This window comes from Bacillus sp. GB_SG_008 (assembly GCF_052038115.1).
GTDB lineage: Bacteria > Bacillota > Bacilli > Bacillales > Bacillaceae_G > Bacillus_A > Bacillus_A rhizoplanae.
Window position 1 is genome coordinate 513,396 of record NZ_JBPZSK010000002.1, and the last position, 25,737, is coordinate 539,132.

Consider the following 25,737-nt stretch of genomic DNA (forward strand, 5'->3'; position numbering starts at 1 on the left):
GTGAATAACAAGACGAAGGAAATCTTTAACTATTTGCTTTTTGGCGGTTTAACGACGCTGGTCAACATTGTTACGTATTATGTTTGTGCAACTTTAGCTGGAATGGATTACAAAGTTGCCACGACAATTGCATGGATTGTATCTGTGCTGTTTGCGTATATTACAAATAAAAAATATGTATTTAGCAGCCAACACACAAGCTTTGCCCATGCCATGAAAGAATTCTTCTATTTTATGGGCTTTCGCGTTTTATCCTACTTCATCGATCTTTTCTCTATGATTGCATTAGTCGAATGGTTAGGTATCAATGATTTAGTATCTAAAATTATCGCGAATGTTATTGTTGTAGTTGTTAACTATTTTGCAAGTAAATATATAATCTTTAAAAAAAAGGTCGAAGTTAAAGAAGGCCAAAATGCATAAAAAACAAATAGCTTGGCTTTATGCCGGCTATTGTTTTTTATACATATATATTTTGAACTAGGAATAATATGGAGGCGTATAATGCAACAACTGTTAGATTTATTTAAGAAAAAGAAATTTTTGTACGCATTAGCTTTTTTCCTTCCGTTTTCTATTTATGGTGTAATGTTTATGCTGCTTGGTATTGCTCCATTTGGAGAAAAGTCAATTCTTGTTACTGATTTGCACACACAGTATGTACAGTTTTACACATATTTATATGATGTTATGAAAAATGGAAAAAGCATTTTTTATAGCTGGGAAGGCGGAATGGGACTAAACTTCCTTGGCGTATTTGCCTATTATTTAGCAAGCCCGTTTTCTATTTTAATTCTCTTTTTTGATCGTGCTCATATTCCAGAAGCGATTATGGTCATGACATTATTAAAAGTCGGGTTAGCTGGTATGACAATGACGCATTATTTAAGTCACATGATGAAGCGTCGTGATATTACAATTGCAGTATTCTCAACTTTTTATGCGTTAATGTCATTTGTAACAGTCTATTCTTTCTGTGTCATGTGGCTAGATGCAATTTATCTACTTCCACTCATTATGCTTGGAATTGAGAGGTTGTTGACGACTAAAAAATACGGATTGTTTATTTTTAGTTTAGCTCTTACATTTATTACAAACTTCTATATTTCTTATATGGTTGGAATCTTTACATTTATTTACTTTATCGTGCGCTTTTGTGTCCTTTATGACATTCGCAATGTAAAGCAATTCTTTCAAAAATTTGTATGGTTCTGTATTGGGACAGGTTTAGCAGTTGGAATGTCAGCATTCATCGTGCTGCCAACGTATTTGGATTTAAACAGCAACTTTGCGGAACGTACGAAAATTCCATTTTCTACAACGTTTAATTTTGACCCATTGGACTTTTATAGTCGCTTCTTTAATGGGGTTATTGATACAACGGTTAATGGAATGCCAAACGTTTATGCGGGTGTATTAACAGTACTGCTCGTACCATTGTTCTTTGTAACAAAGAAAATTTCATTAAAAGAAAAAATTGTGTATGGGACAGTGATGCTGTTTTTAGTTCTTTCTTTTGAACTACCGTTTTTAAATATTGCTTGGCATGGTTTTGAGCCGCCAACGAATTTCCCGTATCGTTATTCGTTTGTATTTTCATTTTTGCTTGTTTATGTGGCTGCTCGAACATTTATGGTATTTGGAGAAGACTTATTACCAGCATTGAAAAAAGTAGTTTTCTTTAACCTATTTATGATCATTTTACTTGGGAAAGTAGCACCTTCTTATATGCAATCCAATAAAATGATGGCAAACATCTTTTTGGTTGTTGTTTATGCGTTGTTACTATACTTAAAGGTTCGACTAAAAAACAAAAAAGCATTAGTATCTTTTGCCTTGTTAGCTATAGCCTCGCTGGATGTTGCACTGAATACAATGTATTCGATTAAGCTAATGGGTTATGAGTATGGTTACATTAATCGTCAAGAATATGCATCTCCATATCCGGGATATGAAGAAACGATTCAAAAAGTAGCTGAAAAAGATCCAGGGTTATATCGCATGGAAACGACAATGGGGAGAACCTGGAATGATGCGATGCGCTTCGGGTATAAAGGTATTACTCATTTCAATTCTGTTGCGAATGGTCATTTGAATTTATATATGCAAGATTTAGGTTACGGTTATTTGGACGCATTAATTTTACAAAACGGCAAAGGAATTGTTTCAACTGATGCCCTGTTTGGTATGAAATATATGATCTCGGATAGTCCATTAAATAAATATGGTTTTGAAAAAATCGACAGTGTCGGTGACTTCTCCATATATGAGAATAAAAATGCCCTTCCGTTTGGATATATGGTCAATAAAGAAGAGTTTGATACAAAAGGAAAAGATAAGTTAAAGGTTCAAAAATACAATTATACAAACTCATTTGAAGAGCAAAATAAACTAATTGGCAAGTTAAATGGACAAAGTGTTGAATATTATAAAGCGCTTCAACCGGTTTCTGTTCAATATGACAACTTACAAGTAGTAGAAACAGAAAAAAGCAAGAAACAACTTGCTAATGAAAAGCAAAAAATGGCTCTTACAAACCAAAAACCAATCGAGTTGGCAAAACTGCAAGATGATAAGCCAGCGAGTATTAAATACGTGTTTGATGTTAAAGGAAAACAACAGTTATATACAAAATTGCGTGTGAACCCAACTGGTGTAACAAAGGTTTACGTAAATGGAAAAACATTAGGTAAAACAATTGGTGAGGGACCGGATAGCGACTTATCTAATTATCCAGAGTATTATTGGAACAATGGTATTCTTGACTTGGGCTCTTTTGAAAATGAAAAAGTGGAAGTAGAAGTGCAGGTAAAACCTCATTCTATTGAATTAGATCAACAATTGTTCTATGGACTTGATGTAGATACATTTGAAAAACGGGTAGATGAATTAAAACAACAGCCGTTGAACGTAACAAACTACACGGGTCGCAGTGTTGAAGGAAAGATTGATGTAAAAGAAGATGATTTCCTTTTCTTATCTATTCCATATGATAAAGGATGGAAAGCAACAGTTGATGGGAAAGATGCAAAAGTACTGAAATTAAATGATGCATTTCTTGGAATAGAACTACCAAAAGGTACGCATACAATTGAATTGAAGTATACATCCCCAGGATTTACAGTAGGGGTCATTGTTTCTGTTATCAGCTTACTAGCAACGGTTTTACTTTGCTTTATCGTGCTGAAGAAGAGGAAGTAAAATGAAAGAGGATCCTCTCTAAGTAGGGCTAACAGAGCCTACTTAGAGAGGATTTTTATATATTCGCTTACGTCAAGAAACAGCAAGTACGCAAGAGGAAAATAAAAATAAAACAGGAGCGTAAAATAATGAAAAAATTAAGAAGTCTGTATGGCGTTCTGTTCTTTTTCGTTCCATTCTGTATATTACTTATATGCTATGCTTTGTTCGGTGTATATCCGTTTGGAAAGTATTCAATATTAATTAGTGATTTAAACACGCAATATGTTCAATTTTATTCTTATTTACATAGCGTATTTACAGAAGGGAAGAGCTTACAATATACAATTGAATTAGGCGGGGGACTTAACTTTCTCGGGACATTCGCCTACTATTTAGCAAGCCCGTTTTCTGTTCTTCTTTACTTCTTTAATAAGGAAAGCATTCCAGAATTTATTTTTCTTATTACACTTTTAAAAGTGGGATTTGCAGGATTAACATGTGGTTGGTTTTTACGTTATGTGATAGGGAAAGAGCATAAAGGGTTGTTACTGTTTTCAACTGCTTATGCATTGTCAGGGTATGTTATGGCCTATTCATTTCATGTCATGTGGCTAGATGGTGTCGTGTTCCTACCTGTTGTTTTAATCGGAGTGGAAAAGCTCTTACGAGACAGAAAGGTTATTTTCTTTACGGTTGCATTAGCGATTATGTTTATCGCTAATTTCTATATTTCATTTATGTTCGGGATTTTTACATTCCTTTATTTTATCATTCGACTCTTTTCACAATATAAGTTTCGAGATATAAAAACATGGGGGAAATATTTTCTGTTGTTTTGCATTGGAACGGGACTAGCTGTTGGAATAGGATCTGTAATTATTTTTCCAACTCTTGGAGCGTTAAAGAGTAACCCATATAGTATCAGTTCAATGGACTTCAAATTAGAATGGAATCTTAATTTACTTGATTTTTATTGGAAGCTATTATCTGGAGGATATGATTCAAGTTTATTTGGTGCTCCTAATGTATATGCATCCACATTAGTATTAGTATTATTACCTTTATACTTTGTTAATAAAGAAATTAACAAGAGAGAAAAATTCTTATCTATATTTGTATTTTTGTTCTTAATTTGCAGTTTTGCAATTCCGTTTTTAAATTTAGCTTGGCATGGGAATAAGCCGCCAAATGCGTATCCACATCGTTTTGCCTTTGTATTTGTTATGTTAACAATTTTTATGGCAGCCAGAGTATTTCAACATATGAATCGAAAATATGTTGTGCCATTATGGATTAGTTACATCGTACATCTTATTCTACTCTATTCATTATCAGTGAAAGGATATAAAGCAGTTCATAACGATATACTGCTTACAAACGCTCTTTTTATTACGGTTGTTGTTATAGTATTGCATATTCGTATGATGAAACCATCATTATCAAAATTAACAACAGGATTATTGTTCATTTGTTTAATAGTTGATGTTGGTTTTAATACAAATAACTACATTCATGGTCTCCATAAAGAAATGACTTATGCAAAGCGGAAAGAATACGAACTGAATAAAACTGCTAAACAAGCTATTCAATATGTAAATGAAATCAATACAGAGCGGTATCGTGTAAGTTCTCAATATTTTCGAACGCTAAATGATTCATTACAATATGATTATCCATCTTTTCAAACATTTAATTCGATGGCAAATGGATCATTTCATCGCTTTTTAAAGCAGACAGGGTACTCAACGTCCCCCGATTTTTTAGTAGCAAATAATCATGGTGACACATTGTTATTAGACGCTATTTTAAAAATTGGATATAGAATTGAAGATGGTAGTATACCGAAATACGGGTACGAGAAAATAAAGCAAATTGGTTTTGCTAATGTGTTTAAGGATAACAATATTGTTCCATTCGGCTATCCGGTTGAACGTATACCTTCTAAAGATGAAAAGAATCCTTTTGTTTTTCAAGAAAAGCTGGTTGGTGCAAAAGAGGGAACGCTATTTAAAAAGCTAGCAGACCCAAAAATTTCGCTAAAAAATATGGCCGCTGTTCCAGGAGAAGAAGGAATATATGAAAGAGTTAATAAGGCAGAACCGGGATATATTACGATTCAAGTAAGTATACCAAAAGAGGTTCAATTATATGGATTAGCTGATGGAATTGAAAAGTGGAAAGAAATCGTAGTGAATGACCAGTATACGTGTTACTTACCGCCTGATCCAGAAAAATCTATAATTGATTTTGGATACTTCCCAACAAAAGGGATTACAACAATGAAGATAAAGGTTGAGGACGAAGATGTCTTCTCATTAAAAGGGCTCCAGTTTTATGGATTAGATATAGACAAATTTAATGAGACGGTAAAAGAATTACAAAAGAGCACAATGAAAGTTACTGAAAACAAAGGAACAACAATAAAAGGAAATATAGCATTAAATAATGAATCTACATTTGTATTTCCGATTCCTTATGATGCTGGCTGGTCCGTTACAATTGATGGGAAAGAGCAGCCTACAGAAAAAATTGTGGATGGTTTATTAGGAGTCAAGGCGAACGCTGGTGACCATGAAGTTGTACTTACTTACCATTCTCCAGGTTTAAAACTAGGTATCAGTATTTCTGTTGTGAGTGTCATCCTTACTGTATTATTTGCTATTGTACAGGCAAGGATGTTACGGAAAAGCGTAGAATAAGGAATGAAAAATAAGGAAAAAAGCTACTGAATTCATCAGTAGCTTTTTTTTGTACGGTGCTGTATATACCCAGTTGTTAAAAAGAAGTACATCATAAATGAAGCATTTTCTAATATGTTATAAAATGCGCTGCCAATAAGTACTCCGACTATTAAATATAAAGCAAGGGGAGCAAAAGGTGATTCTTTCCTATATTTCCAAAGAAGAGAAAGGAATCCAAAGGCGAATCCCGCACATAAGAACACACCTATTATACCTGTTTCAGCAAGTATTTGAATGTATTGATTATCGGAATAGAAGTCCCATGTAATCTCATATTGTTTATAAATAGGCGATGAGAAAGTTTGCGTAGCAGCATCGCCAAATGTTCCAAATCCATAGCCGGTAATTGGTTTATCTTGAAAGATTTCAACAGCTTTTTTTACATAGTAAATGCGCCCGTCTTGTTTACTAAGTTCAACTGTGTCTTCTGAGAGTGCTTCCGTAAATCGTTTTACACCCATTCTATCTCCCTCTAAATAGTTCGTCATTTTTGAGATGCATGTAGCGCATAGAAATGACACAAGGGCAATTGCTAGCAGTGATTTCCAATTTGAAAATTTCCGGTTGATGCATAAATAGACAACTAAAAAGACGGTAACTGTTAGAAATGCACCACGTGAATATGTGAGCCATAATGTTGTGGCAATGAGTGTGAGTCCTATATATGTGACATATTTCATTTTCCCTGATACGTTTCGAAGAACGTATAGTGAAATAAGAAAAGCTAATATCAAATATAGTGCCAATTCATTTGGGCCGCCCGCCATTCCGTATATCCGAATTTTGTTTGTTGGAGCAAGCACAAGATCTTTCCAAGCTTCCGGCAATAACATGGTTCGCAGTGATAGTTTCTCAATCAGCCCCTGTATAGACATAATGACAGAAGCGATAAAGGTAATCTTCGCAAAAAATAATATATCCTCATCGTGAATGGTGATACGAGAAGCGATATAGTATAAAAAATAAAATAGAAGCAGTGTGTGTAACTGCATAGCAATTGCGACAAGTGAAACACCATGCGATAGACCGATAGCAGCACCAAACAAGCAGAAAAGAAAATATAATATTTCAAAGTATCGGAATGAAAAAAGCTGTGAAATATTATGTCGGTATTGCCATAATAGACGCAATAAGAGAGAAATAATGATGAATAGACCGATAAACTTTAGCCCAGGATTATAAGCAACGAGAAAGGGGCGCATCGGAATAAACATTAGTAAATAAGCAATACCGAGCTTTTCATCTCGAAAAGCAGCACATGCTAGTGCGACAGAAATGAAAAGTCCGGTATAAGTTGATGGAAACAGTAATCCCAATATAACGAAGAAGATACTTGCCCATATATAGTAGAATCGAGTTGAATGTGTCATATATATCCTCCTTTAACATGATGATGGTGTGCGATAAATTGCTGTAACTTCCTTTAACATTTTTGAAAAAGTGAAGTTTTGTAAGTAATGTTCGCGTCCGCATTCTGCTAAGGAATGATATAACTTTTCATCTTGTAATAATTGTGCTAAAGATGCAGCCAATGTTTCTTCCGATCCATACGGTATTAATAAACCCGAATGATTATGAACAATTACTTCTGGCAAACCACCGACATTTGTTGCAATAACAGGTTTTTTCATAGCAATTGCTTCAATAGCGACATAGGATAATCCTTCATTTTCTGATGGAATCACAATAATGTCATGTTTTGTATATTCTTTTATAATATCGTCTTGAAAGCCTGTTAATGATACATGTTCACATAGTGATAACTCTTGAATCATCTCTGTTAACTCTTCTTTTAATGGTCCTTCACCGATAATATCACAATGCCATTGTAAAGATGGATGTAGTACTCTTAGCTCTTTCAAGCCTTTTAATAAGAATAGTTGTCCTTTTTCTTTGCTAAGCCTTCCGATAACAGCTATTTTTTGGGGGCGATGCTGAGAAAGAGAGGCATCTATATACGGATCTGCAACCCCGTTATAAATGACCTTTATCTTTTTTTCTGGTACGCCCTTTTGACATAGCTGCTCCTTCATAAATTGAGAGATGCAAATGATAGCATCATTATAGCGGGTAAAAAAGGAATTGCTCCACTTTAGGTGAAATGACATCGGCACATTTACGTGGTATGTCCAAATAACCCGAATAGGAGCACCTAATAATTTGGCTAGAATAGCAATATAATTTTCACGTAAAAACTGTGCATGAACAATATCGATTTTTTCTTTTTTTATAATTTTCTTTAACTGCATAGCAGCTTGTATATCAAAAGGATGACGCATTTTGATTTGATACATCGGTACGTTTAGTTGTTCAAACTTTTTTAAGAAAGGACCAGGGATAGAGTATACAAGGATACAGTGTTCTGGACCAACGGATTCCATTAAATCTAGAACGTATTTTTCGGATCCGCCATCCCCGATATAATTTAAAAGGTACATAATTTTATTCATTTATATTCTTCCTTTTACCTAAAAATAGCGACAGCAATTGTTGTAGCTCCTTTATCTTTAATATATAAGTGACGAGTAAGTAAACGATGGCACCAATTGCTATTGCTAATAAGATAAGCAACTTTGTATCGTGTGAGAAATGAAGCAGCAGTTTGGAAGCATACAAACTTACAAAAGATGCAACAATACATTTAAGTAAAAAGCCACCGTAGTGCGAGCTTACCTGTTCTTTCTCTTTCATGAATTTTCGGAGCATCCATAATAGCATGAGTACAGTGCTGGCTGATGCTATTGAAGTGGAAAGAGCTGCACCAGCTAAACCAATTTGGTTAACGAGTATAATGCATAATATAACATTTATAATCATGGAAATAATCGATGCATACATAATGTATCGATTCAGTTTCAAAGAAAAAAGCAAGCGATCAAGTAAGTCTTTTAAAGGCTGCATGAGGGCAGCTAACGCATAAAATTGCAGCGCGGTTGCTGTCATTATGATAGAATCTTCCCCAAATGCACCATAGTTATAAACAACTTTGACAATTTCCTCTGTAAAAAAGGTGAAATAAATAAAAACAGGAATAAACAAATATAACAGCACCTTTATATTTGTTTCCATTAATTTTGTGAAGTCTTTCCAGTTCGAATGATTTACGTATTCGACAAATTTAGGATACATAACTGTTAAAACAGGAGCAGCAATTAACCCAAGCGGAATAAAGTATAGCTTTTGGGAGTAATTAAGAGCCGCGATGGATCCTTCTTGTAATCCGGAGACTAGTGTACGATCTACAAGTAGATTAATTTGAACAGACATACTTGTAATAAAAGCAGGAATGCTCAAAGATATCATGGTTTTTAAAGAAGGATCTTTCCAATCGATTACAAATTGATAGCGATATCCTTCACGCTTGGAGGCGAAATAAACGAGTATATTTTGTACGATGTTTCCGACAATAACACCTAATGCTAGTGCATAAATTCCTATCCATTGTACAAGGCAAATAAAAATAATAAGTGTAATACCGTTTAATACAACCCATTGCATACTCGTAATACGAAATTTATGTAAACTGTTCAAATAAGCATTAAAAATATCAATCATGAATGTACAAAATACAGTCGGAAAAATAATTTGCAATAGATGAGCCGATAATAAAGCTGTTTGCTCAGGGAGCCCATGCGCAAATATTGAAATGAAGAAGCGGGGCTGTAATTCAATGAGCAAAAGCGGAATGAAAAAAATAAGTAGAACGATGTTTAAAAAGTTATTCATAAATCGATATGCTTTATGTGGATCTTTTCCTTTTAACTCCATAAAGATAGGAATGAAAGAAAAGGCGAAAGCCCCTGTAATACCAGTGAAAACAATAGTTGGTATATTTAAAGCTACAACGTATGCGTCAACGGCATAATTTGTACCAAAATAAGCTCCAAGTGTTACTTCTTTTGTAAATCCAAGTAGTTTTCCTAAAGCTGTCCCAAGGGTGAAAAATAGTGTTACAATGAGAAATCTTTTTGTATTGTCTTGAGATGCCTCTCTACTCATTTATAATCAATTCCTTATTTAAATTTAATTCTTTTTCAAGCATAATTTATTTGTATGTAAAAATCAAATATATCTTGGTAACGTAAAATGTTTCCCAATTAAAAAAGGATATCACCTAATAGGGGCGGATATCCTTTTTAGCTCGCAATAAAAGACCGTAATAATTCCCGCCTCTTATAACAAAACAATAGTATGAAATAACGGTTTCACCTTATGAAGCAAAGTGACTATTCTGATAGGCAGAACGGCGAACAGCATAGTATATACGAGGTGCAATAACTGCACCGATCATTGTAAAGATGATATCTTTTACAGCAAACCACATCATAACTTTCCAAGCTGCTGCATAGCTAATATGACCGCCTACCCAATTGTTTATAGCTAAGTACATATAAGTCGTTCCAATGATATAGACAAGAATGATTCCGACAGCAGAAGCAGTAGCAAATGTACCGAATTTTGGGTTTTTGACTTGCTCAACGATTTTACCTGTTACATAAGCAACAACAATGAAAGAAAGAATAAATCCGCCAGTTGGGCTTAATAGAGTACTAAACCCAGCTTGAAAGCCAGCGAATATAGGTGCTCCTGCAATTCCAACTAGTGTATAAACAATCATAGATAAGGCCCCGATTCGGCTTCCAAGAAGAAGACCAGCTAAAATAGCAAAGAATGGCTGCATAGAAAGCGGAACACCTGCAACTTGTAGAAATGGTGCCCAAGATGTAATATTTGCACCAATCGCCATAAGTGCGACAAACATTGCAGCTAAAGCTAAGTCTGATGCACGAAGTTTATTCATAATGTTAACCCCCGAGTGTTTTGTAGTTAACATTATCGTACTGAATTCATCTATGCATTGTCAATTAGAATATTTTGATATTTTGGCTTTAACACTTCACGAAGTAGTGTATATGGAATCCGGAATTGTGGAATACCACTTGCGTACGGCGCAATTTCGTACAGCGGGAAATAAATCATGAGATGATCTTGTTCTAAAACGTATTTGAGCTTTTTTTCGTTCATCGCTTTCTCGGCAGCATCTGGGAAGAAGTTCTCCTTATTTTGCTCAATTTGTCTAACGATTTCTGTCTTAATGATTGTTTCATATTGACTATCTTTTTGAAATAAGTCTGCTAAGCGGAGAGGTTTGTTTTTCTCTACATCAAATGTATTTGCTTTCCACTCATACATGCCATGAGCGCCGCCCGTATATTGATAGCGATTTACATATAGACTGAGCAATGGGAATTTATTTAATCCTACTTTGTAGTCAACATTCGCGATATATGGATGAAATGGAGCATCTGTCTCTTTTGATTGTTCATAATATGCTTTTGCATCTTTTTCTAAGTTCTTTTTAAACTGGTTCGTGCTTTTTTCATAATACGTATTTAATTTCTTTTGAAATTGTCCATCTGGAATATTATGAAATTGTGGATAGTTAAGTTGATATTCAAAATAAGGGTTCTTACCTTTTTGGGTCATAGTATGAACTTTAATTGTAAGGTTAGATGTTTGGGCTGCTATTGCATTTTTTGGTACAATAGCGATAGAGAAGTAAAAAAATAATATAATATATAATAGTTTCTTCATAAAAGGTACCTCCATGTATTATAGATTCACTGATAGTTTGAAAAGAAATAGATATTATTATGCGTTTTTTGGTAATTCGAAAGGGGATAATCGTATGCCTAAAACATTAATGGAAGCATTAGGTATTGAATTATTAGAAATGACAGAGGAGAAGGTTGTAGCGACAATGCCAGTACATGGAAGTACGCATCAACCATTTGGTTTTTTACACGGAGGAGCATCTGTTGCTCTAGCAGAAACAGTTGCAAGTGTTGGTACATATAATTTAATTGATCAAGATAAATATCTGTGCTTTGGTCTTGAAATTAATGCAAATCATTTACATTCAAAACGAGAAGGAATTGTAACAGCGATCGGAACACCACTTCACAAAGGGAAGACGACGATGGTGTGGGACATTCGAATTATTGATGAAGACAATACTTTAATTTGTATTTCCAGATGTACAGTTGCAGTGAAAGAGAAAAAATAAAAACGATTGCCGATATTGGCAATCGTTTTTTTTCTTTCATGCTGTATTCATGTGTTGAACATTGTGGAAGGGTCTTTATCCCGTATTAACGGGCAGTAAAGGATGGAGAAGGGCGGGGAAGAAAACTGCCCGTAAAAGCCCGATTGGTGAGAGCTTTCCATCAGTGAGAAAAGCGTCACTGATGGAAGTTTCACTTTATATCCTGTCGAAGCGCCGATATATTGAGAAGATGAAAAAAACGACTGCTTCAAGCAGTCGTTTTCTCATTAAAATTGAATTTTCTTTTCTAAGAAGCCTTTTAGTTCGCTAATTGGCATACGTACTTGTTCCATTGTGTCACGGTCACGTACTGTAACTGCTTTGTCTTCAACAGAGTCGAAGTCGTAAGTGATACAGAATGGTGTACCGATTTCGTCTTGACGGCGGTAACGTTTACCGATAGAACCTGTTTCATCGAAGTCCACCATGAAGTCTTTTGCAAGTTCTGCGAACACTTCTTGTGCACCTTCAGATAGCTTTTTAGAAAGCGGCAGGATTGCTGCTTTAAATGGCGCTAATGCTGGGTGGAAACGAAGAACTGTACGAGAGTCGTTCTCTAATTGCTCTTCTTCGTATGCATCACATAAGAATGCTAATGTTACGCGGTCTGCGCCAAGAGATGGCTCGATGCAGTATGGTACGTAACGCTCATTCGTTTGTGGATCTACATAGTTAAAGTCTTCAGTAGAATGCTCCATATGACGGTTTAAGTCAAAGTCTGTACGAGACGCGATGCCCCAAAGTTCGCCCCAGCCAAATGGGAATTTAAATTCGATATCAGTTGTTGCGTTACTGTAATGAGATAATTCTTCTTCACCGTGGTCGCGAAGACGCATACTTTCTTCGTTCATACCAAGTGTAAGAAGCCAGTTTTTACAAGTGTTGCGCCAGAATGTGAACCATTCTAAATCGTCGCCAGGTTTGCAGAAGAATTCAAGTTCCATTTGTTCAAACTCACGTGTACGGAATGTAAAGTTACCAGGTGTAATTTCATTACGGAAGCTTTTACCGATTTGGCCGATACCAAATGGAAGCTTTTTACGCATAGAGCGTTGAACGTTTTTGAAGTTTACGAAAATACCTTGTGCTGTTTCAGGACGAAGGAAAATTTCGTTTGTGCTAGATTCTGTAACACCTTGGAATGTTTTAAACATTAAGTTGAACTGACGAATTTCAGTAAAGTCTTCGCTGCCGCAATCTGGGCATTTTACTTCGTGTTCTTTCATTAATCCAGCCATTTGATCGAAAGTAAGACCGTCAACAATCATTTCGATGCCTTTTGCATCTAAAGCATCTTCGATTAATTTATCAGCACGGTGGCGCGCTTTACATTTTTTACAGTCGATCATTGGATCGTTGAAGTTTCCAACGTGACCAGATGCTACCCAAGTTTTTGGGTTCATTAAAATTGCTGCGTCTAAACCTACGTTATACGGAGATTCTTGAATGAATTTTTTCCACCAAGCTTTTTTCACGTTGTTTTTTAATTCGATACCAAGTGGACCGTAATCCCAAGTATTTGCAAGACCACCGTAAATTTCAGAACCCGGAAAAACAAAACCACGATGCTTTGCTAAGTTTACGATTTGTTCCATTGAAGCCATTTTCAATTCCTCCTTAAAAGGTAACGTATTGGCGATGAAGGATAGAGTAGTACTTGTAGAAGTGATTAGGGGAGTGAGCCGCTTCCGCTTTTCAATAAAAAAACGCTCGTCCCAAGGCTTATTCAGCCTAGGGACGAGCGTTTGCCCGCGGTTCCACCCTAGTTGACACACAAAATTGTATGTCCACTTTATATTGCATTGCTCGGGACTGCCTTTTTCCTTGCAGTTTCAGGCTTTCACCATCCCTGAATCGCTTCGTTTTTGCAAGTACTTATTTGTCCTTCATCGCTACCATATTTAAAAAATAGATGACCATATTTTATCATGTTCTCTTTTAATTCACAATAGAGAGACGTATTTAGCGTAGTATATGTAGTATCTAGTATGTAGTATAGCCCAAAAATTACTGCTCGAATACATTTTTGATATGTTTAATAGCTTCACGTTTACTAAGCGGTGCAAGATGATGTGTTTGTACGAATTCCCATACAGCTTGCGGATTTGTTTTTGCGTATTCACGAAGTACCCAGCCGATTGCTTTTTGAATGAAAAATTCTTTAGAGTGACTGAGCTGCTCGATTAACGAGAAGAGGAGTTTCATATCTGTTTTTTCTTTATACTTAAGCTGGAATAAAAGGCATGTTCGCTGCAGCCACATATTGTTAGACGCCATCCACTTTTGCACATACGCTTCGATTAAATGCGGATGCGCCGCCAAGATGAGGCCAACAAAATGACTTGCAAGCATATCCACAGAATCCCACCATGATTTTGTAGTAATAAGCTCTTCTAAGAGTGATAAATGCGTTTCATCTAAATGTTTGCGATATTTATCTAATAGAGTTAAAGCAACCATTTGAAATTCTCGTTCTGGCAGTGCCCATAGTTCGCGAAGAATAACAGGAAGTTTTGCTCCTTTTGGTGCCTCAGTATTTTGTGACACTTCACGAAATAACTGTTTTCGCTCTGGTGTTTGAATGCCGAGAAATGGAAAGTGATTTTTCATATAACGTTCCATTGGTTCTGCTTTTTCCCGGTTGCGATGTGCTTCAAAGTGTTTCTGTAGGCTTTCTGTGAAAGGATGCATATATTCACTCCTTATTCTTATTTTTCTATTTAAGTGTAACGCTTTTGGGACAAGATAAAAATTTTTTTATCCACTTCTTAATACTTTCCGTTACGAATATATAGAAAAAGAACGGAACTGAGTTAAAAGGGGGTATTAAGATGGGGGATCAAGTTGTAATAAGCGGGACAGCGGATGATGGGATTATAGCCGGCTTTTTAGCGTTAGGACTTATTTTTGTTATTATCTTTTTAGTCTGGGTTGTAGCTGCTTATTTATTAACAGCATTCGCGCTGTATAACATGGCAAAAGCTGATGGATTGGAAGATTCATTCTTTGCGTTTATTCCATTTTTAAATTGTAAAATATGGGGAGATTTAATTGGAAAGAAATTACCGCAATTTATGCAGCCGCAAGCGGGATGGAAGTTATTTGGTGTGTATGTTGCCTGCTTTATTATCGGATGGATTCCATTTTTGCATACTATATCTTCAGTCCTATTGATTGCGTTAGGTATTTATATCGTATATTTACTATTAGAAAGATACACAACAAATGCAGTACTATATACGGTGCTACATGTTATTACATGTTCTATTTTTCTTCCAATTCACTTATTTGTAATTCGAAATAAGGAACCGAGATATTAAGGATAAGAAAAAACGGAAGGGTTTCCTTCCGTTTTTTCTATTGTCTAGCTCAAGCGGCTAGCATGGTCAGTGGCTTCACTTCTCATTCTGAGCGAGCCGCTTTTGCTTTCCGTTACATTAAGTAACGGAAATAAATATAAATGTTCGAAATGATTAATGAAACAATTGTAATTGGGAAGCCAACTTTTAAGAATTCCATATAGCTAAAGCTATGTCCTTCGCGGTTTGCAATACCTGCAACGATTACGTTTGCGGATGCCCCGATTAATGTTCCGTTTCCGCCTAAACAAGCGCCAAGTGCTAGCGCCCACCAGAGTACGTCGACCTGTGCATCAGATGGTGTTAAGCCGAGTCCAATTGTCATATCATTAATAAGCGGGATCATTGTTGCGACGAATGGAATATTATCAATCGTTGCAGAAGCGATGCCAGATACCCATAAAATAAGTACAGCAGCGAAAGAAATGTCACCGCCAGTTATATTTAATACTTGCTGTGCTAACGATTTAATTAAACCAATATCGATAAGACCGCCAACAAGTACGAATAAGCCAGCAAAGAAGAAAATTGTAACCCATTCTACATTAGCAAATACTTCTTCAATTTCATGCTCTTTTACACCGATTAACATTAATACTGTTGCTCCTGTTAAGGCAATAACTGCTGCATCAACGTGAAAAATAGAGTGCGTCATGAATCCGATGATTGTAAGCCCCAGTACAGTTAGTGATTTTTTCATTAGTACTGGATCTTTAATGTATTGCTTTTCATCTAGACTCATTAATTTTTTAATTTGGATTGGATCAGCTATTAATTGTTTTCTATACATGAAGTACAGCATAACCGCTGTCACTGCAATAATGATGATTACAATTGGAGCTAAGTTCACTAAGAAAGCATTAAAATCTAAATGTTTATTTGCAGAGCCAATCATAATATTTGGAGGATCACCGATAAGTGTAGCTGTTCCACCGATATTTGAGAAAATAATTTCTGATATTAAATACGGAACAGGATTTACTTGTAAAATACGTGTGATAGATAGTGTAACTGGTACAACGAGAAGAACCGTTGTTACGTTGTCTAAAAAAGCGGAGCCAACTGCAGTTAATAAAGAAAGGATAATTAAAATACGAATTGGATTTCCTTTCGCTTTCTTAGCGGATTTAATCGCAACATATTGAAAGACCCCTGACTTGCTCGTAATGTTAACTAAAATCATCATACCAATGAGTAAGGTAATCGTTCCCCATTCAATATGCTTCGTAAAAGCATTATGTAAGTCAACAACTCCTACAATTACCATTAAAGCTGCACCAAGCAGTGCGATGACAGCGCGGTTAATTTTTTCAGAAATGATGATGGCATATGTAACTAAAAAGACAGCAATTGCAAAATAGTATTGCCAGTTTGCAATTTCTTGTGTTGTTTCATGCAAAAATCCCATCTCCTCTCAGTAGTTTTTCTTATTGTTTGATACGATTATGTAATAAACACAATTAAAGCCATTATAAAGTAGAAAAATGTAAGATGTAAATGAAAGCAATTGTTTTGTCATATTTTCTGCATAAATGAATTGAGTTATTTTCTTATTTTTGAAAATATTTGCTGTTATTTGACATATATATAAGATACATCTCATTGAACCAATTAGGCTCTTACGGAAGCTTTTCCTTTCTCAATTAGGATTCATGTATGTAAACGTGTTCGCGGGTATTTGGTGTGATATAATGGATGAATATGGAAGAATTTATAAGGAAGGGATCGTATGGATGAACAACAATTATTATTTTTAGATTTTGAGTTCACGATGCCTCAGAATCGAAAAAAGCCAAAAGGATTTTTTCCGGAAATTATTGAAGTAGGAATTGTTTCGGTTGTAAATCATGTTGTAGTTGATACGTATTCTTCTTATGTAAAACCGGAAACCTTTTCATCGTTAACAGAACGGTGCAAAAAGTTTTTAGGAATTCAGCAAGAAGCAGTGGATGATGGGATTTCATTTGCAACGCTTGTTGAAAAGCTGGCAAACTATGATAAACGTTGCAGTACAACAATTGTGACGTGGGGAAACATGGATATGAGAGTGCTGAAACATAATTGCGAAATAGCGAATATTCCTTATCCGTTTACGGGACAATGCCGTGATTTATCGTTAGAGTATAAGCGTTTTTTTGGGGATCGCAACCAAACTGGATTATGGAAAGCTATTGAAGCATACGGAAAGGTCGCTACAGGTAAGCATCACTGTGCGTTAGATGATGCGATGACGACATATAACATTTTTAAACTTGTTGAGAAAGATAAACAATACTTAGTAAAACCAGCTCCTCCAACACTTGGCGAGCTTGTAGACTTTTCGAAAGTATTAAAAAAGGTAAGTGCACAATAACAGCCAAATTACAATCATAATTGTAATTTGGCTGTTTTGTTTGTTCAGCGCTACTGATCTTACAATTGATAATCATGCTTTAATTGTTCTAGCATTTGTAAACTTCGCTGTGCAAATGGAGAGTCGTCCTCTTGTAATTGTTGCATTTGTTCTGTTAATGCTTTTTGAAGCGATTCTTTATAATCAGGCACGTCACCTTCATATTGCTTGACCATTTGCTGTGGGATATTTGTTTGTTCACGAAATGCTAAGGCACGGCGTTCATGGAAAAAGGGTACGTCAGCTTGTTTTACGTTATGTAAGTCGCCTTGCATTGGATGTTTCATAACTGCGAGCACCTTTACAAGATAATGCTGTGGACGAACATTAGTAATTTCACCAATGTACTTCCCTGTTTTGTAAATGCCTGTTACAACATCACCAATTTGGAATGTTTCATTCATATTATTCACCTCTTTTTCATAGTAAGCAATGAAAGAGAAGGAGTCAAAAAAGAAAGGAAGTTTTGTTTAGACTGAAATTTCTGTATAATTAGTTGTATAAGGAAATAAACAAAGGAGTGAAGAATTATGATGCCTTTATACTTTCCAGAAGACAAGACAGAATATATTATACCTGGTATTGTATGCGTGTTATTTCTTGTTGGAGCAGTTGCTACATGGCGTATTTTTATTAAATCATCAGAACGAGAAGCAGAGAATCTAAAAGAGATGGAAAAACGTATTATGGGACAAGAGAAACGGTAAAGCGAAACTTCCTTTTGGAGTGTTTTTCTCCAAAAGGTTAGTTGAGCCAATCGGGTTCTTACAGACGGTTTGTTATTTCTTCATAGCCGAGCATCTTACCGACTGTTAGAGCGGGATAAAGCGAAACTTCCTTTTGGAGTGCTCTTCTCTAAAAGGTTAGTTAAGCCAATCGGGCACTTACGGATGCTTTTTCGTCGAGAATTGTCTTAAGTATAGCGTCTATAAGTGGCAGGAGTTTTTGTATGTTTCCTTCTAGGCTCGGACAATATAAGAACAGAATGAGTCTGGAGGGAATACGGATGAAAAAGCAACTCGTATTGGGATGTTTCGCAGCCTTCCTCTTTGCTGGATGTGCACAAGAGAAGCCGACAAAAATAGAAGTGAAGCTTTACAATGCTTTTGGAGATAAAGTTGGAACAGCTAAGGTCTCTCAGGAGACAAGCGGTGTAAAGATTTCTATTAAAGCAGAAGGATTTACACCTGGTGTACACGGAGTACATATTCATGAAATGGGTGAATGTAAAGCACCGGACTTTATTTCTTCTGGAGATCATTTTAATCTCGATAAAAAAAAGAAACATGGATTATTGCATCCGGAAGGGTATGAAAACGGAGATTTACCGAATGTAATTGCAGATGGTGAAGGAAAGATTAAAGCGGATCTTACTGCACCGCAAGTGAGTTTAAAAGAAGGAAAAACAACGCTGCATAAAAAAGACGGCGCATCGCTTATTATTACAGAAAATGCAGATGACGGGATGACGCAACCAGCTGGAAATTCGGGGAAACGAATTGTATGCGGTGTGATTGTGAAAAAAGCTTCAGAGATAAAAAAGGAAAAAGGAAAAGGGAAGTAAAGAAAAATGTTCGAAAGACTGAACGTTTAAAGGCTGCCGGGAAAGTCTCGGCAGCCTTTATATATTTTGATGTTAAAATCGCGGACACACGTTCTTGGATGCGGGCACAAAGTGTTTCAACAAAATTTGATCCTTTGTGTAAGGTAACTCATATTCACGTGCGACATCCGCTAAAGCACGGGCAATTTCACGACGATAAGCAGCCGTCGAAGAACGAACATGGAAGTTTCACTTTATCACCTGAAAATATTTGTTTTACTACTTGATACCCCAGTTTGTATTAATATAACCTATTAATATATGATATTTCCATTTTATCCCTGTGTTTGTGGACGGTAAGACCCTCACTTCAAGATTCAGAGAGAAACGTTGTCCAGCTCTAGCGGCTAGAATCTCCGGTCGTTTCGCCCCCTCGGACGAGGCAAAAAGCACCTCTCTGTCGGGGGCTCCAACGTCCTGCGATTCTGAGCGAGCCGCTTCCGCTTTTCTAAAGAAGATAGGCGGGGGATAAAGAAAGGGGATTACATGAAAAAGAAGCTTCTATATATTGAGGACAATAAGGAAATTGGTGCTTGGGTATGTGAAGATTTATTTGAACGGGGCTATCAGGTAACTTGGATTACTTCAGGTGAAGGTGCCATTGAACATATGGTGGAAATCGACCTAGTAATCCTTGATATTATGCTTCCAGGATTGGATGGCTTTTCAGTTGGACAGCGATTGAAAAAGGAATTTCCAAAGACGCCTATTTTAATGCTATCCGCCAGATCATCGATTGATGATAAGTTGCAGGGACTGCAGTTTGCAGATGATTATATGACAAAGCCTTTTCACCCCGATGAACTCGCGGCACGGGTGGAAGTGCTTCTCAGGCGGTTTGACAAGATATGCTCCCCGCTCATTGTACTATCACATCTCCGCATTTATTTGAATGAGAACCGCATTGTGGATTCCAGATCGAATAATGATGTCGTACTTACGGCTAAGCAGTTTCAAATTTTCACCTATTTACTCCGTCATCCAAACCAAATCTTAACAAAAGAACAAATTTATGAGGCTGTATGGGGACATCCATATATCGAAGGAGATAAAACCTTAATGGTACATATCCGCCATTTACGCGAAAAAATAGAGCAGGAGCCAAGTCAACCACAAATAATTGAAACAATTCGCGGTATTGGATACAGGGTGAAACAATGAAATTCCGACATTCGCTGTTAGCTAGATATTTGTTGATCATTACAACTGCGCTCGTTTTATGGCCGTTTGTTTTACCTCTTTATTACTTGCCGAAATATACACTAGACAAGGAGATGTACCAAAAGGTCAAGTATATGGATACAAAAAAGTTGGAACAAATGTGGAATGATGAGGCAGCAAAGTTGGACGGGGCGCCCACGGATCAAGTGAACAAACAACTTCGTTCGTTAAAAGAACGGTATTCAATGGCGACAATGTTTTGGGTTGACGCCGCAGGCAAAACACAGCTCAAACTTCCCGAAAAAAAGAGTATACCTGACCAATGGACGTTTCAGGAAAGCACTAAGTTTATGAAGAAAAATGTTGATAATAACCTGTTCACAATGATTGCTTTTATTGGCGGCGACCAGAGTCAAGGCTTTATGGTTTTTCAAGTCCCTCTTTCCGTTACACAACCAGCCAGCGTGTCCTTCATCGATGATAAGTTTTTACTAGTATATGCTGTGCTTGTCTTTGCGATTTTTCTAATTGCATCTTGGGTATTTTTCTCGAAAATTCGCAAGCGGCTCGTTCAACTACAAACCGCAATGGCCGAAGTCGATGAGAACGGCATTCCTCAGAAAATTCTCGTTCGTAAAAAGGACGAAATCGCGCAACTAGGGTCGGCATTCAATCATATGATTGACGAGTTGATAAACGGCAGGAAACGTGAACTGGAGGAGGAAGCTCTTCGTAAACAATTGATTGCTAATATATCACACGATTTACGGACACCACTCACCACCATCCGTGGACATGCTTATTCATTGCAAAAGGAAACTTTATCTCCTAAAGGGAGGGAATCGCTTCATTTGATTGAAAGAAAGGTAGATGCTCTTAGCCAATTGCTTGAAAACCTTCTTTCCTACACGTTATTATCGGCGGGAAAATATACTTTGCAACAGAAGAAGACAGATATTATCCGATTAATCCGGACTTCCGCTGCAGGGTGGTTTCCTGTATTTGAAAAGGAAGGATTTGAAGTAGAAGTTCATTTGGCAGAAAAAGCTTTAATGTGGAATGTTGATCCGCACTGGTTTACCCGTATATTAGATAATCTATTCCAGAATGTTGTTAGACACGCAAAAGCTGGACGGTATGTTGGTGTAAGTTTGGAAGAGTTAGATGGAAGAACTGCTATTGTTATTGAGGACAAAGGACCTGGAATGGATAGCATCTCCAGTGAAAAAGGAGCCGGAATTGGTTTATCCATTGTTTCATTAATGCTCCAAGAAATGAATCTTGAATGGAAAATAACAAGTTCTACGAACGGAACTCGCATTTATTTATGTGAAAAAATTGAAGTGTAAATGAAATCCCAATTCTAAGCGTAGGGGGGCACGAAATAGCCTCTGGACGCCTGACAAAAGTTAAACGAAATTTAAACTAGACCCCACCATCATTTTAACCTTCACTGATTAGAATGATGGTGGGGTTAAATTTTGAAACATAAATAAATACCAATACCCTATCTGGTTGGTTCCTTAGCTTCAGGTTGTAGGTGTTTACAATAGTAAAGAAAAGAGGATGATTTCAATGGAGACTTCATCACCCATAATTGAAGAAAAGATTAGAAAAGGTTTTACACGATGGCCCTTATGGATTGGATATGGCGCTGTGGGATGGTCACTGCTCTACGGGGCTGTACAGCTCTATTGGTTACTTGGAGGGGGGGGTTATCCCTTCAAACGTGGTGAAATGGATTTGTTTGCGGCTATGGTTACTTATCTTCCCTCCAAAGTTGGAGGCCTCATTTTTGTTATTCTTTGTTTACTAGGAATAGTGATTGGTGTAGCTATGCAAAAAACATGGAGAAATGTTTTTCCTCGGTGGCTAATCCTTACTTTTGCTTGGGGTTTTGCTGTTGCCTTGCTCCTTTTTATTCCTGATATTAGCCTAATTATGGTCATGGCTTATGCCTTTTTATTTAAGTTTGCTTTTAACTGGATTATGCTCAATCAGGTCATTTGTATTATAGGTGCTCTTCTTTGGATTATGACTGCTGTCGCATATCAACGTAGGACCCGTGATGCTTGTGAATATTGTGGACGGACAGAGAATGGAAACACATTTTTATTGGTACGCTGGGGGAGATGGCTGACCATTATTGCAGCTCTTGCACCTATTCCCTATGCCCTCACACGTTTTGCGTGGGCACTTAATATCCCTTTAGGAGTCGACCCGCAATTCCTTCATGATTTTTCAAAGCTCAATCCTACGGCACAGATAACAGAATGGGTATTTGGGTCTATTTGCATAGGTGGAGGGATTCTTACACTTGGTTTGATTCAAAAATGGGGTGAAATATTCCCTCGTTGGTTCCCGTTCATTGGTGGTAAAAGAGTTCCCATCATGCTCGCGGTAGTTCCAGCCTCTATTATAGCCATTGCTGTAACTGCAGCCGGTTTTGTCTTTACCTTTAGTTTTTTTGCTGTGACATTTCACCTTATGCCAGTCGATAACATCCTCCTCAGTCAGATATGGGGGACGGTTGGACCTATGGTTTTCTGGGTGCCATGGGGAGTAGCACTTGGTCTTGCTGCCATCGCTTACTATTATCGTCGGCGTGGTAAGTGTACGCATTGTGGGAGAGACGATCAAAATTGAAGCAGAAAAAGGAGAGTTGCATGAATATGAACAAAATAACGAATAATGGAGAATCTTCCGTGCAAATATTGAATGTTTTTGAACGCTTTACAAAGAAAGCGGTATGGCCTGGTTACGTTGGTTGTCTATGGGCATTTATGTATGCAGTTTTTGTTCGGTTTTATGAAGCGGCAGGGGGGAAGATAGGCCTTTCGGGCCAATTTAATGATCCTAAATCAGTTTATATGGCAAGTTACATTGCTGGTGTCATCATCATGTTATGTGGATTTGCCTTGCTTTTACTTATCAAACCATGGGGAAAGGTCATTCCGAAATGGGTGCCGTTGATTGGAAACAGAAAGATCCATCGTCTTATTTTATTAATCCCTACTCTTATCGGAACTGCCTTTTTAATTGCTCATGGAGTCAGTGGCATGATTACAAAAGCTTTGCTTTTGGCAGGTGTTATTACAATTAACTTCCCTGGCTGGATTGTACTCGATGTCCATAGCCTAGCTGTATGGGATCTCTTGTTTTACGAACCGTGGTTTGTCATTATGGGTATTTTGGCAGGTTTGACTGCTTCCCATTATGCGCAAGCTTCCGGTGTTTCACTTTCTGCATTTAGACGCTGTACGTTAATTTATTTGAGTTTGGTTTTTCTCCTTACTGCGCTTTTTGTGTTCGCTATAATTTTTGACTTCGGAAAATTATAATTACCGCTACTGCGTCGGATCTTATATGAATCTATCACCATACAGATTTTGGTTTGGCGCAGCAGCGGATTTTTATCCCGCATTAACGGGCAGTAAGACCCCCACCTCAAGATTCAGAGAAAAGCAAAGAAGATAGGTGGGGGTAGTTCAATCAAAGAATGTTAGAATGTATAATAACCAGGCTTAAGTCACATAGATAGCTTTTCCTTGGAAGTACATGAAAACGCGCATTGTAAGCGGCGGAGCGCATCTTCTAATACAGGGCGTGGACAGCCGAGATTTAAACGAATGTGTTGCTCACCGCCAACACCAAATTTTTCTCCTGGCTCTACAATGATTCTCCCTTTTTTTTCTAATAATTCCATTCGCTCATTTTGAGTCAGCCCAAGTTTGGAACAATCAATCCAAAGTAAGAATGTACCATCTGGCTGAATGACGGATAGTTTCGGAATATGCTGTTTAATAAAGTCACATGCAAAGCGTGCATTCTCTTCTATATAAGGTAACAGCTCTGCTAGCCATTCATTGCATTCTGTGTATGCACTTTGCATTGCTGCGTAAGCAAATGTGTTTAAGCCGTGAAAGCCTTGGCGATGCTGCACAGCGGTAAAGGCATCTCGCAGCTTTTCATTTGGAATAATAATAACCGATGCTTGCAGTCCAGCAATATTAAATGTTTTACTTGGAGCGATGCATGTAACAGTGCGCTTTGCTAAGTTTGCTGATAAAGAGGCAAGTGGTATATGCTTACGTCCATTAAAGATAATATCGGCATGAATTTCGTCCGCGATGACGGTTACATCATATATTTCGCACAGCGTACCAAGTTTTGTTAACTCTTCCACTGTCCAAACACGGCCAATCGGATTGTGCGGACTGCACAGGAACATCAGTTTCACACCTTGCTGAAATTGTTTCTCTAACTGTTCAAAATCCATTTTGTAAACACCGTTTTCAAGGCGCAATGGATTGGTAAGCACTTGACGCCCATTCGTTGTTACCATTTCGAAAAATGGTGGATATACAGGCGGCTGTACAAGCACTGAATCTTGCTTTTCAGTAAAAGCTTGTACAGAAACACTAAGTGCAGGAACGATGCCAGCGCTAAAGACAAGCCATTCTTTTTCAATGACCCAATTGTATTGTGTTTTTACCCAATGACAAATTGCTTCTTTTACTTGTTCACTTGAAGTGTTATAACCGAAAATAGGATGTTGTAAACGGTTTTTTAAGGCGTCTTGAATTGGTGAAGGGACAGGGAAGTCCATGTCTGCAATCCAGGCATGAAGAAGTTCCTCGTTTTCATGTGTATCCCATTTAACGGAGTTTGTTCCCCGGCGATTTACCATTTCGTTAAAATTCCCCATATTTGTTACTCCTTTCAATAATAGGTTAAAAGTACTGAATCTTCTCTCATTTCTTCTAGCATAGCTGATATGATACGATAAAGAAAAGTGGAAAATAAGAAAAAGGCGGGAAGTGTATGGGGACGTATGAGAAAATGATAGATTTTGTGAAGAGTTGGGATCCGTTTCGAATGGGGCCAGAATTTTATGAAACAGAAGCAAGTGACATCGTCTACATTGTAAGTACATTTGATGATGCGAAATATATCGCAAAGAAAATACAGCACATTTATTTGCTATCATTTGAAAAAACATTACCTATTGAAAAGTGTCAATGGTTAGCAGAACAATTGTTACTATTAAAAGGTGGCGGAAGCTGTACGCTATAAAGTGAAACTTCCTTTTGGAGCGCTCTTTTCCAAAAGGTTAGTTGAGCCAATCGGGTTCTTACAGACGGTTTGTTGTTTCTTCGTAGCTAAACATCTTACCGAATGTTAGAGCGGGA

The 25,737-nt window shown here is 37.0% G+C and carries 23 protein-coding genes; 13 read left to right on the forward strand and 10 right to left on the reverse strand.

Annotated elements, in window-relative coordinates:
• From ACTDJC_RS07595 to ACTDJC_RS07605, 3 genes are all read left to right on the forward strand, one after another.
• Complete coding sequence (locus ACTDJC_RS07595; protein WP_098309245.1) at positions 1 to 423, forward strand: GtrA family protein; 423 nt, start codon at positions 1 to 3, stop codon at positions 421 to 423.
• An 81-nt stretch (positions 424 to 504) separates the two neighbouring features.
• Positions 505 to 3,201 carry a YfhO family protein gene (locus ACTDJC_RS07600; protein WP_440603040.1) on the forward strand — a complete coding sequence of 899 codons (2,697 nt, stop codon included), beginning with the start codon at positions 505 to 507 and terminating at the stop codon, positions 3,199 to 3,201.
• Positions 3,202 to 3,329: 128 nt separating this feature from the next.
• Positions 3,330 to 5,882 (forward strand): YfhO family protein, encoded by a 2,553-nt coding sequence (locus ACTDJC_RS07605; protein WP_440603041.1) that lies wholly within the window; start codon positions 3,330 to 3,332, stop codon positions 5,880 to 5,882.
• A 35-nt stretch (positions 5,883 to 5,917) separates the two neighbouring features.
• Here ACTDJC_RS07605 and ACTDJC_RS07610 read toward each other — a convergent pair whose 3' ends face one another.
• The 5 genes from ACTDJC_RS07610 to ACTDJC_RS07630 all read right to left on the reverse strand — a co-directional run bounded on the left by ACTDJC_RS07610 (position 5,918) and on the right by ACTDJC_RS07630 (position 11,519).
• Entirely contained in the window at positions 5,918 to 7,294 is a 1,377-nt protein-coding gene (locus tag ACTDJC_RS07610) for an O-antigen ligase family protein (RefSeq protein ID WP_098309242.1), read from the reverse strand.
• A gap of 12 nt (positions 7,295 to 7,306) precedes the next feature.
• Positions 7,307 to 8,374 carry a glycosyltransferase family 4 protein gene (locus ACTDJC_RS07615; RefSeq protein ID WP_098309241.1) on the reverse strand — a complete coding sequence of 356 codons (1,068 nt, stop codon included), beginning with the start codon at positions 8,372 to 8,374 and terminating at the stop codon, positions 7,307 to 7,309.
• Positions 8,367 to 9,923: a murein biosynthesis integral membrane protein MurJ gene (gene murJ / locus ACTDJC_RS07620; protein WP_098309240.1), complete on the reverse strand. Its 1,557-nt coding sequence runs from the start codon at positions 9,921 to 9,923 to the stop codon at positions 8,367 to 8,369. The genes ACTDJC_RS07615 and murJ overlap by 8 nt, the downstream gene beginning before the upstream one ends.
• 211 nt (positions 9,924 to 10,134) lie before the next feature.
• Complete coding sequence (locus tag ACTDJC_RS07625; RefSeq protein WP_098309239.1) at positions 10,135 to 10,725, reverse strand: biotin transporter BioY; 591 nt, start codon at positions 10,723 to 10,725, stop codon at positions 10,135 to 10,137.
• Positions 10,726 to 10,775: 50 nt separating this feature from the next.
• Positions 10,776 to 11,519: a DUF3298 and DUF4163 domain-containing protein gene (locus ACTDJC_RS07630; RefSeq protein WP_440603042.1), complete on the reverse strand. Its 744-nt coding sequence runs from the start codon at positions 11,517 to 11,519 to the stop codon at positions 10,776 to 10,778.
• Between the two features lie 94 nt (positions 11,520 to 11,613).
• On the opposite strand from ACTDJC_RS07630, the gene ACTDJC_RS07635 reads away from it, so the two are divergent.
• Complete coding sequence (locus ACTDJC_RS07635; protein WP_098309237.1) at positions 11,614 to 11,991, forward strand: hotdog fold thioesterase; 378 nt, start codon at positions 11,614 to 11,616, stop codon at positions 11,989 to 11,991.
• A gap of 266 nt (positions 11,992 to 12,257) precedes the next feature.
• Here the strand turns inward: ACTDJC_RS07635 and ACTDJC_RS07640 are convergent, their stop codons facing one another.
• Entirely contained in the window at positions 12,258 to 13,634 is a 1,377-nt protein-coding gene (locus ACTDJC_RS07640) for a glycine--tRNA ligase (RefSeq protein WP_098309236.1), read from the reverse strand.
• Positions 13,635 to 14,037: 403 nt separating this feature from the next.
• Entirely contained in the window at positions 14,038 to 14,721 is a 684-nt protein-coding gene (locus ACTDJC_RS07645; RefSeq protein WP_440603043.1) for a DNA alkylation repair protein, read from the reverse strand.
• Positions 14,722 to 14,861: 140 nt separating this feature from the next.
• Here ACTDJC_RS07645 and ACTDJC_RS07650 point away from each other — a divergent pair, with 140 nt between their 5' ends.
• Complete coding sequence (locus ACTDJC_RS07650; RefSeq protein WP_440603044.1) at positions 14,862 to 15,350, forward strand: hypothetical protein; 489 nt, start codon at positions 14,862 to 14,864, stop codon at positions 15,348 to 15,350.
• A gap of 112 nt (positions 15,351 to 15,462) precedes the next feature.
• Here the strand turns inward: ACTDJC_RS07650 and ACTDJC_RS07655 are convergent, their stop codons facing one another.
• A complete protein-coding gene (locus tag ACTDJC_RS07655; protein WP_141525035.1) occupies positions 15,463 to 16,788 on the reverse strand; it encodes an ArsB/NhaD family transporter in 1,326 nt (441 codons plus the stop codon).
• A 330-nt stretch (positions 16,789 to 17,118) separates the two neighbouring features.
• Here ACTDJC_RS07655 and kapD point away from each other — a divergent pair, with 330 nt between their 5' ends.
• A complete protein-coding gene (gene kapD / locus ACTDJC_RS07660) occupies positions 17,119 to 17,742 on the forward strand; it encodes a 3'-5' exonuclease KapD (protein WP_253630753.1) in 624 nt (207 codons plus the stop codon).
• Between the two features lie 59 nt (positions 17,743 to 17,801).
• Here the strand turns inward: kapD and ACTDJC_RS07665 are convergent, their stop codons facing one another.
• The gene (locus ACTDJC_RS07665; RefSeq protein WP_440603045.1) at positions 17,802 to 18,185 is read right to left on the reverse strand and encodes a kinase-associated lipoprotein B; all 384 of its coding nucleotides are present in this window, start codon (positions 18,183 to 18,185) and stop codon (positions 17,802 to 17,804) included.
• 126 nt (positions 18,186 to 18,311) lie between these two features.
• On the opposite strand from ACTDJC_RS07665, the gene ACTDJC_RS07670 reads away from it, so the two are divergent.
• The 6 genes from ACTDJC_RS07670 to ACTDJC_RS07695 all read left to right on the forward strand — a co-directional run bounded on the left by ACTDJC_RS07670 (position 18,312) and on the right by ACTDJC_RS07695 (position 23,886).
• Positions 18,312 to 18,488, forward strand: coding sequence for a hypothetical protein (locus tag ACTDJC_RS07670; RefSeq protein ID WP_176524603.1), 177 nt, complete (start codon positions 18,312 to 18,314; stop codon positions 18,486 to 18,488).
• A gap of 299 nt (positions 18,489 to 18,787) precedes the next feature.
• The gene (locus tag ACTDJC_RS07675; RefSeq protein ID WP_098309230.1) at positions 18,788 to 19,345 is read left to right on the forward strand and encodes a superoxide dismutase family protein; all 558 of its coding nucleotides are present in this window, start codon (positions 18,788 to 18,790) and stop codon (positions 19,343 to 19,345) included.
• Positions 19,346 to 19,870: 525 nt separating this feature from the next.
• The gene (locus ACTDJC_RS07680) at positions 19,871 to 20,545 is read left to right on the forward strand and encodes a response regulator transcription factor (RefSeq protein ID WP_440603046.1); all 675 of its coding nucleotides are present in this window, start codon (positions 19,871 to 19,873) and stop codon (positions 20,543 to 20,545) included.
• Between the two features lie 134 nt (positions 20,546 to 20,679).
• Positions 20,680 to 21,894, forward strand: coding sequence for a HAMP domain-containing sensor histidine kinase (locus ACTDJC_RS07685; RefSeq protein WP_440603047.1), 1,215 nt, complete (start codon positions 20,680 to 20,682; stop codon positions 21,892 to 21,894).
• A 226-nt stretch (positions 21,895 to 22,120) separates the two neighbouring features.
• Entirely contained in the window at positions 22,121 to 23,191 is a 1,071-nt protein-coding gene (locus ACTDJC_RS07690) for a hypothetical protein (protein WP_255258127.1), read from the forward strand.
• Positions 23,192 to 23,217: 26 nt separating this feature from the next.
• Positions 23,218 to 23,886 (forward strand): DUF3995 domain-containing protein, encoded by a 669-nt coding sequence (locus ACTDJC_RS07695; protein ID WP_098309271.1) that lies wholly within the window; start codon positions 23,218 to 23,220, stop codon positions 23,884 to 23,886.
• Positions 23,887 to 24,074: 188 nt separating this feature from the next.
• Here the strand turns inward: ACTDJC_RS07695 and ACTDJC_RS07700 are convergent, their stop codons facing one another.
• A complete protein-coding gene (locus ACTDJC_RS07700) occupies positions 24,075 to 25,253 on the reverse strand; it encodes a MalY/PatB family protein (RefSeq protein WP_440603048.1) in 1,179 nt (392 codons plus the stop codon).
• A 116-nt stretch (positions 25,254 to 25,369) separates the two neighbouring features.
• Between ACTDJC_RS07700 and ACTDJC_RS07705 the strand changes: the two genes are divergently transcribed.
• Positions 25,370 to 25,621: a DUF1871 family protein gene (locus ACTDJC_RS07705; RefSeq protein WP_098309224.1), complete on the forward strand. Its 252-nt coding sequence runs from the start codon at positions 25,370 to 25,372 to the stop codon at positions 25,619 to 25,621.
• The last annotated feature ends 116 nt before the right edge of the window (positions 25,622 to 25,737 follow it).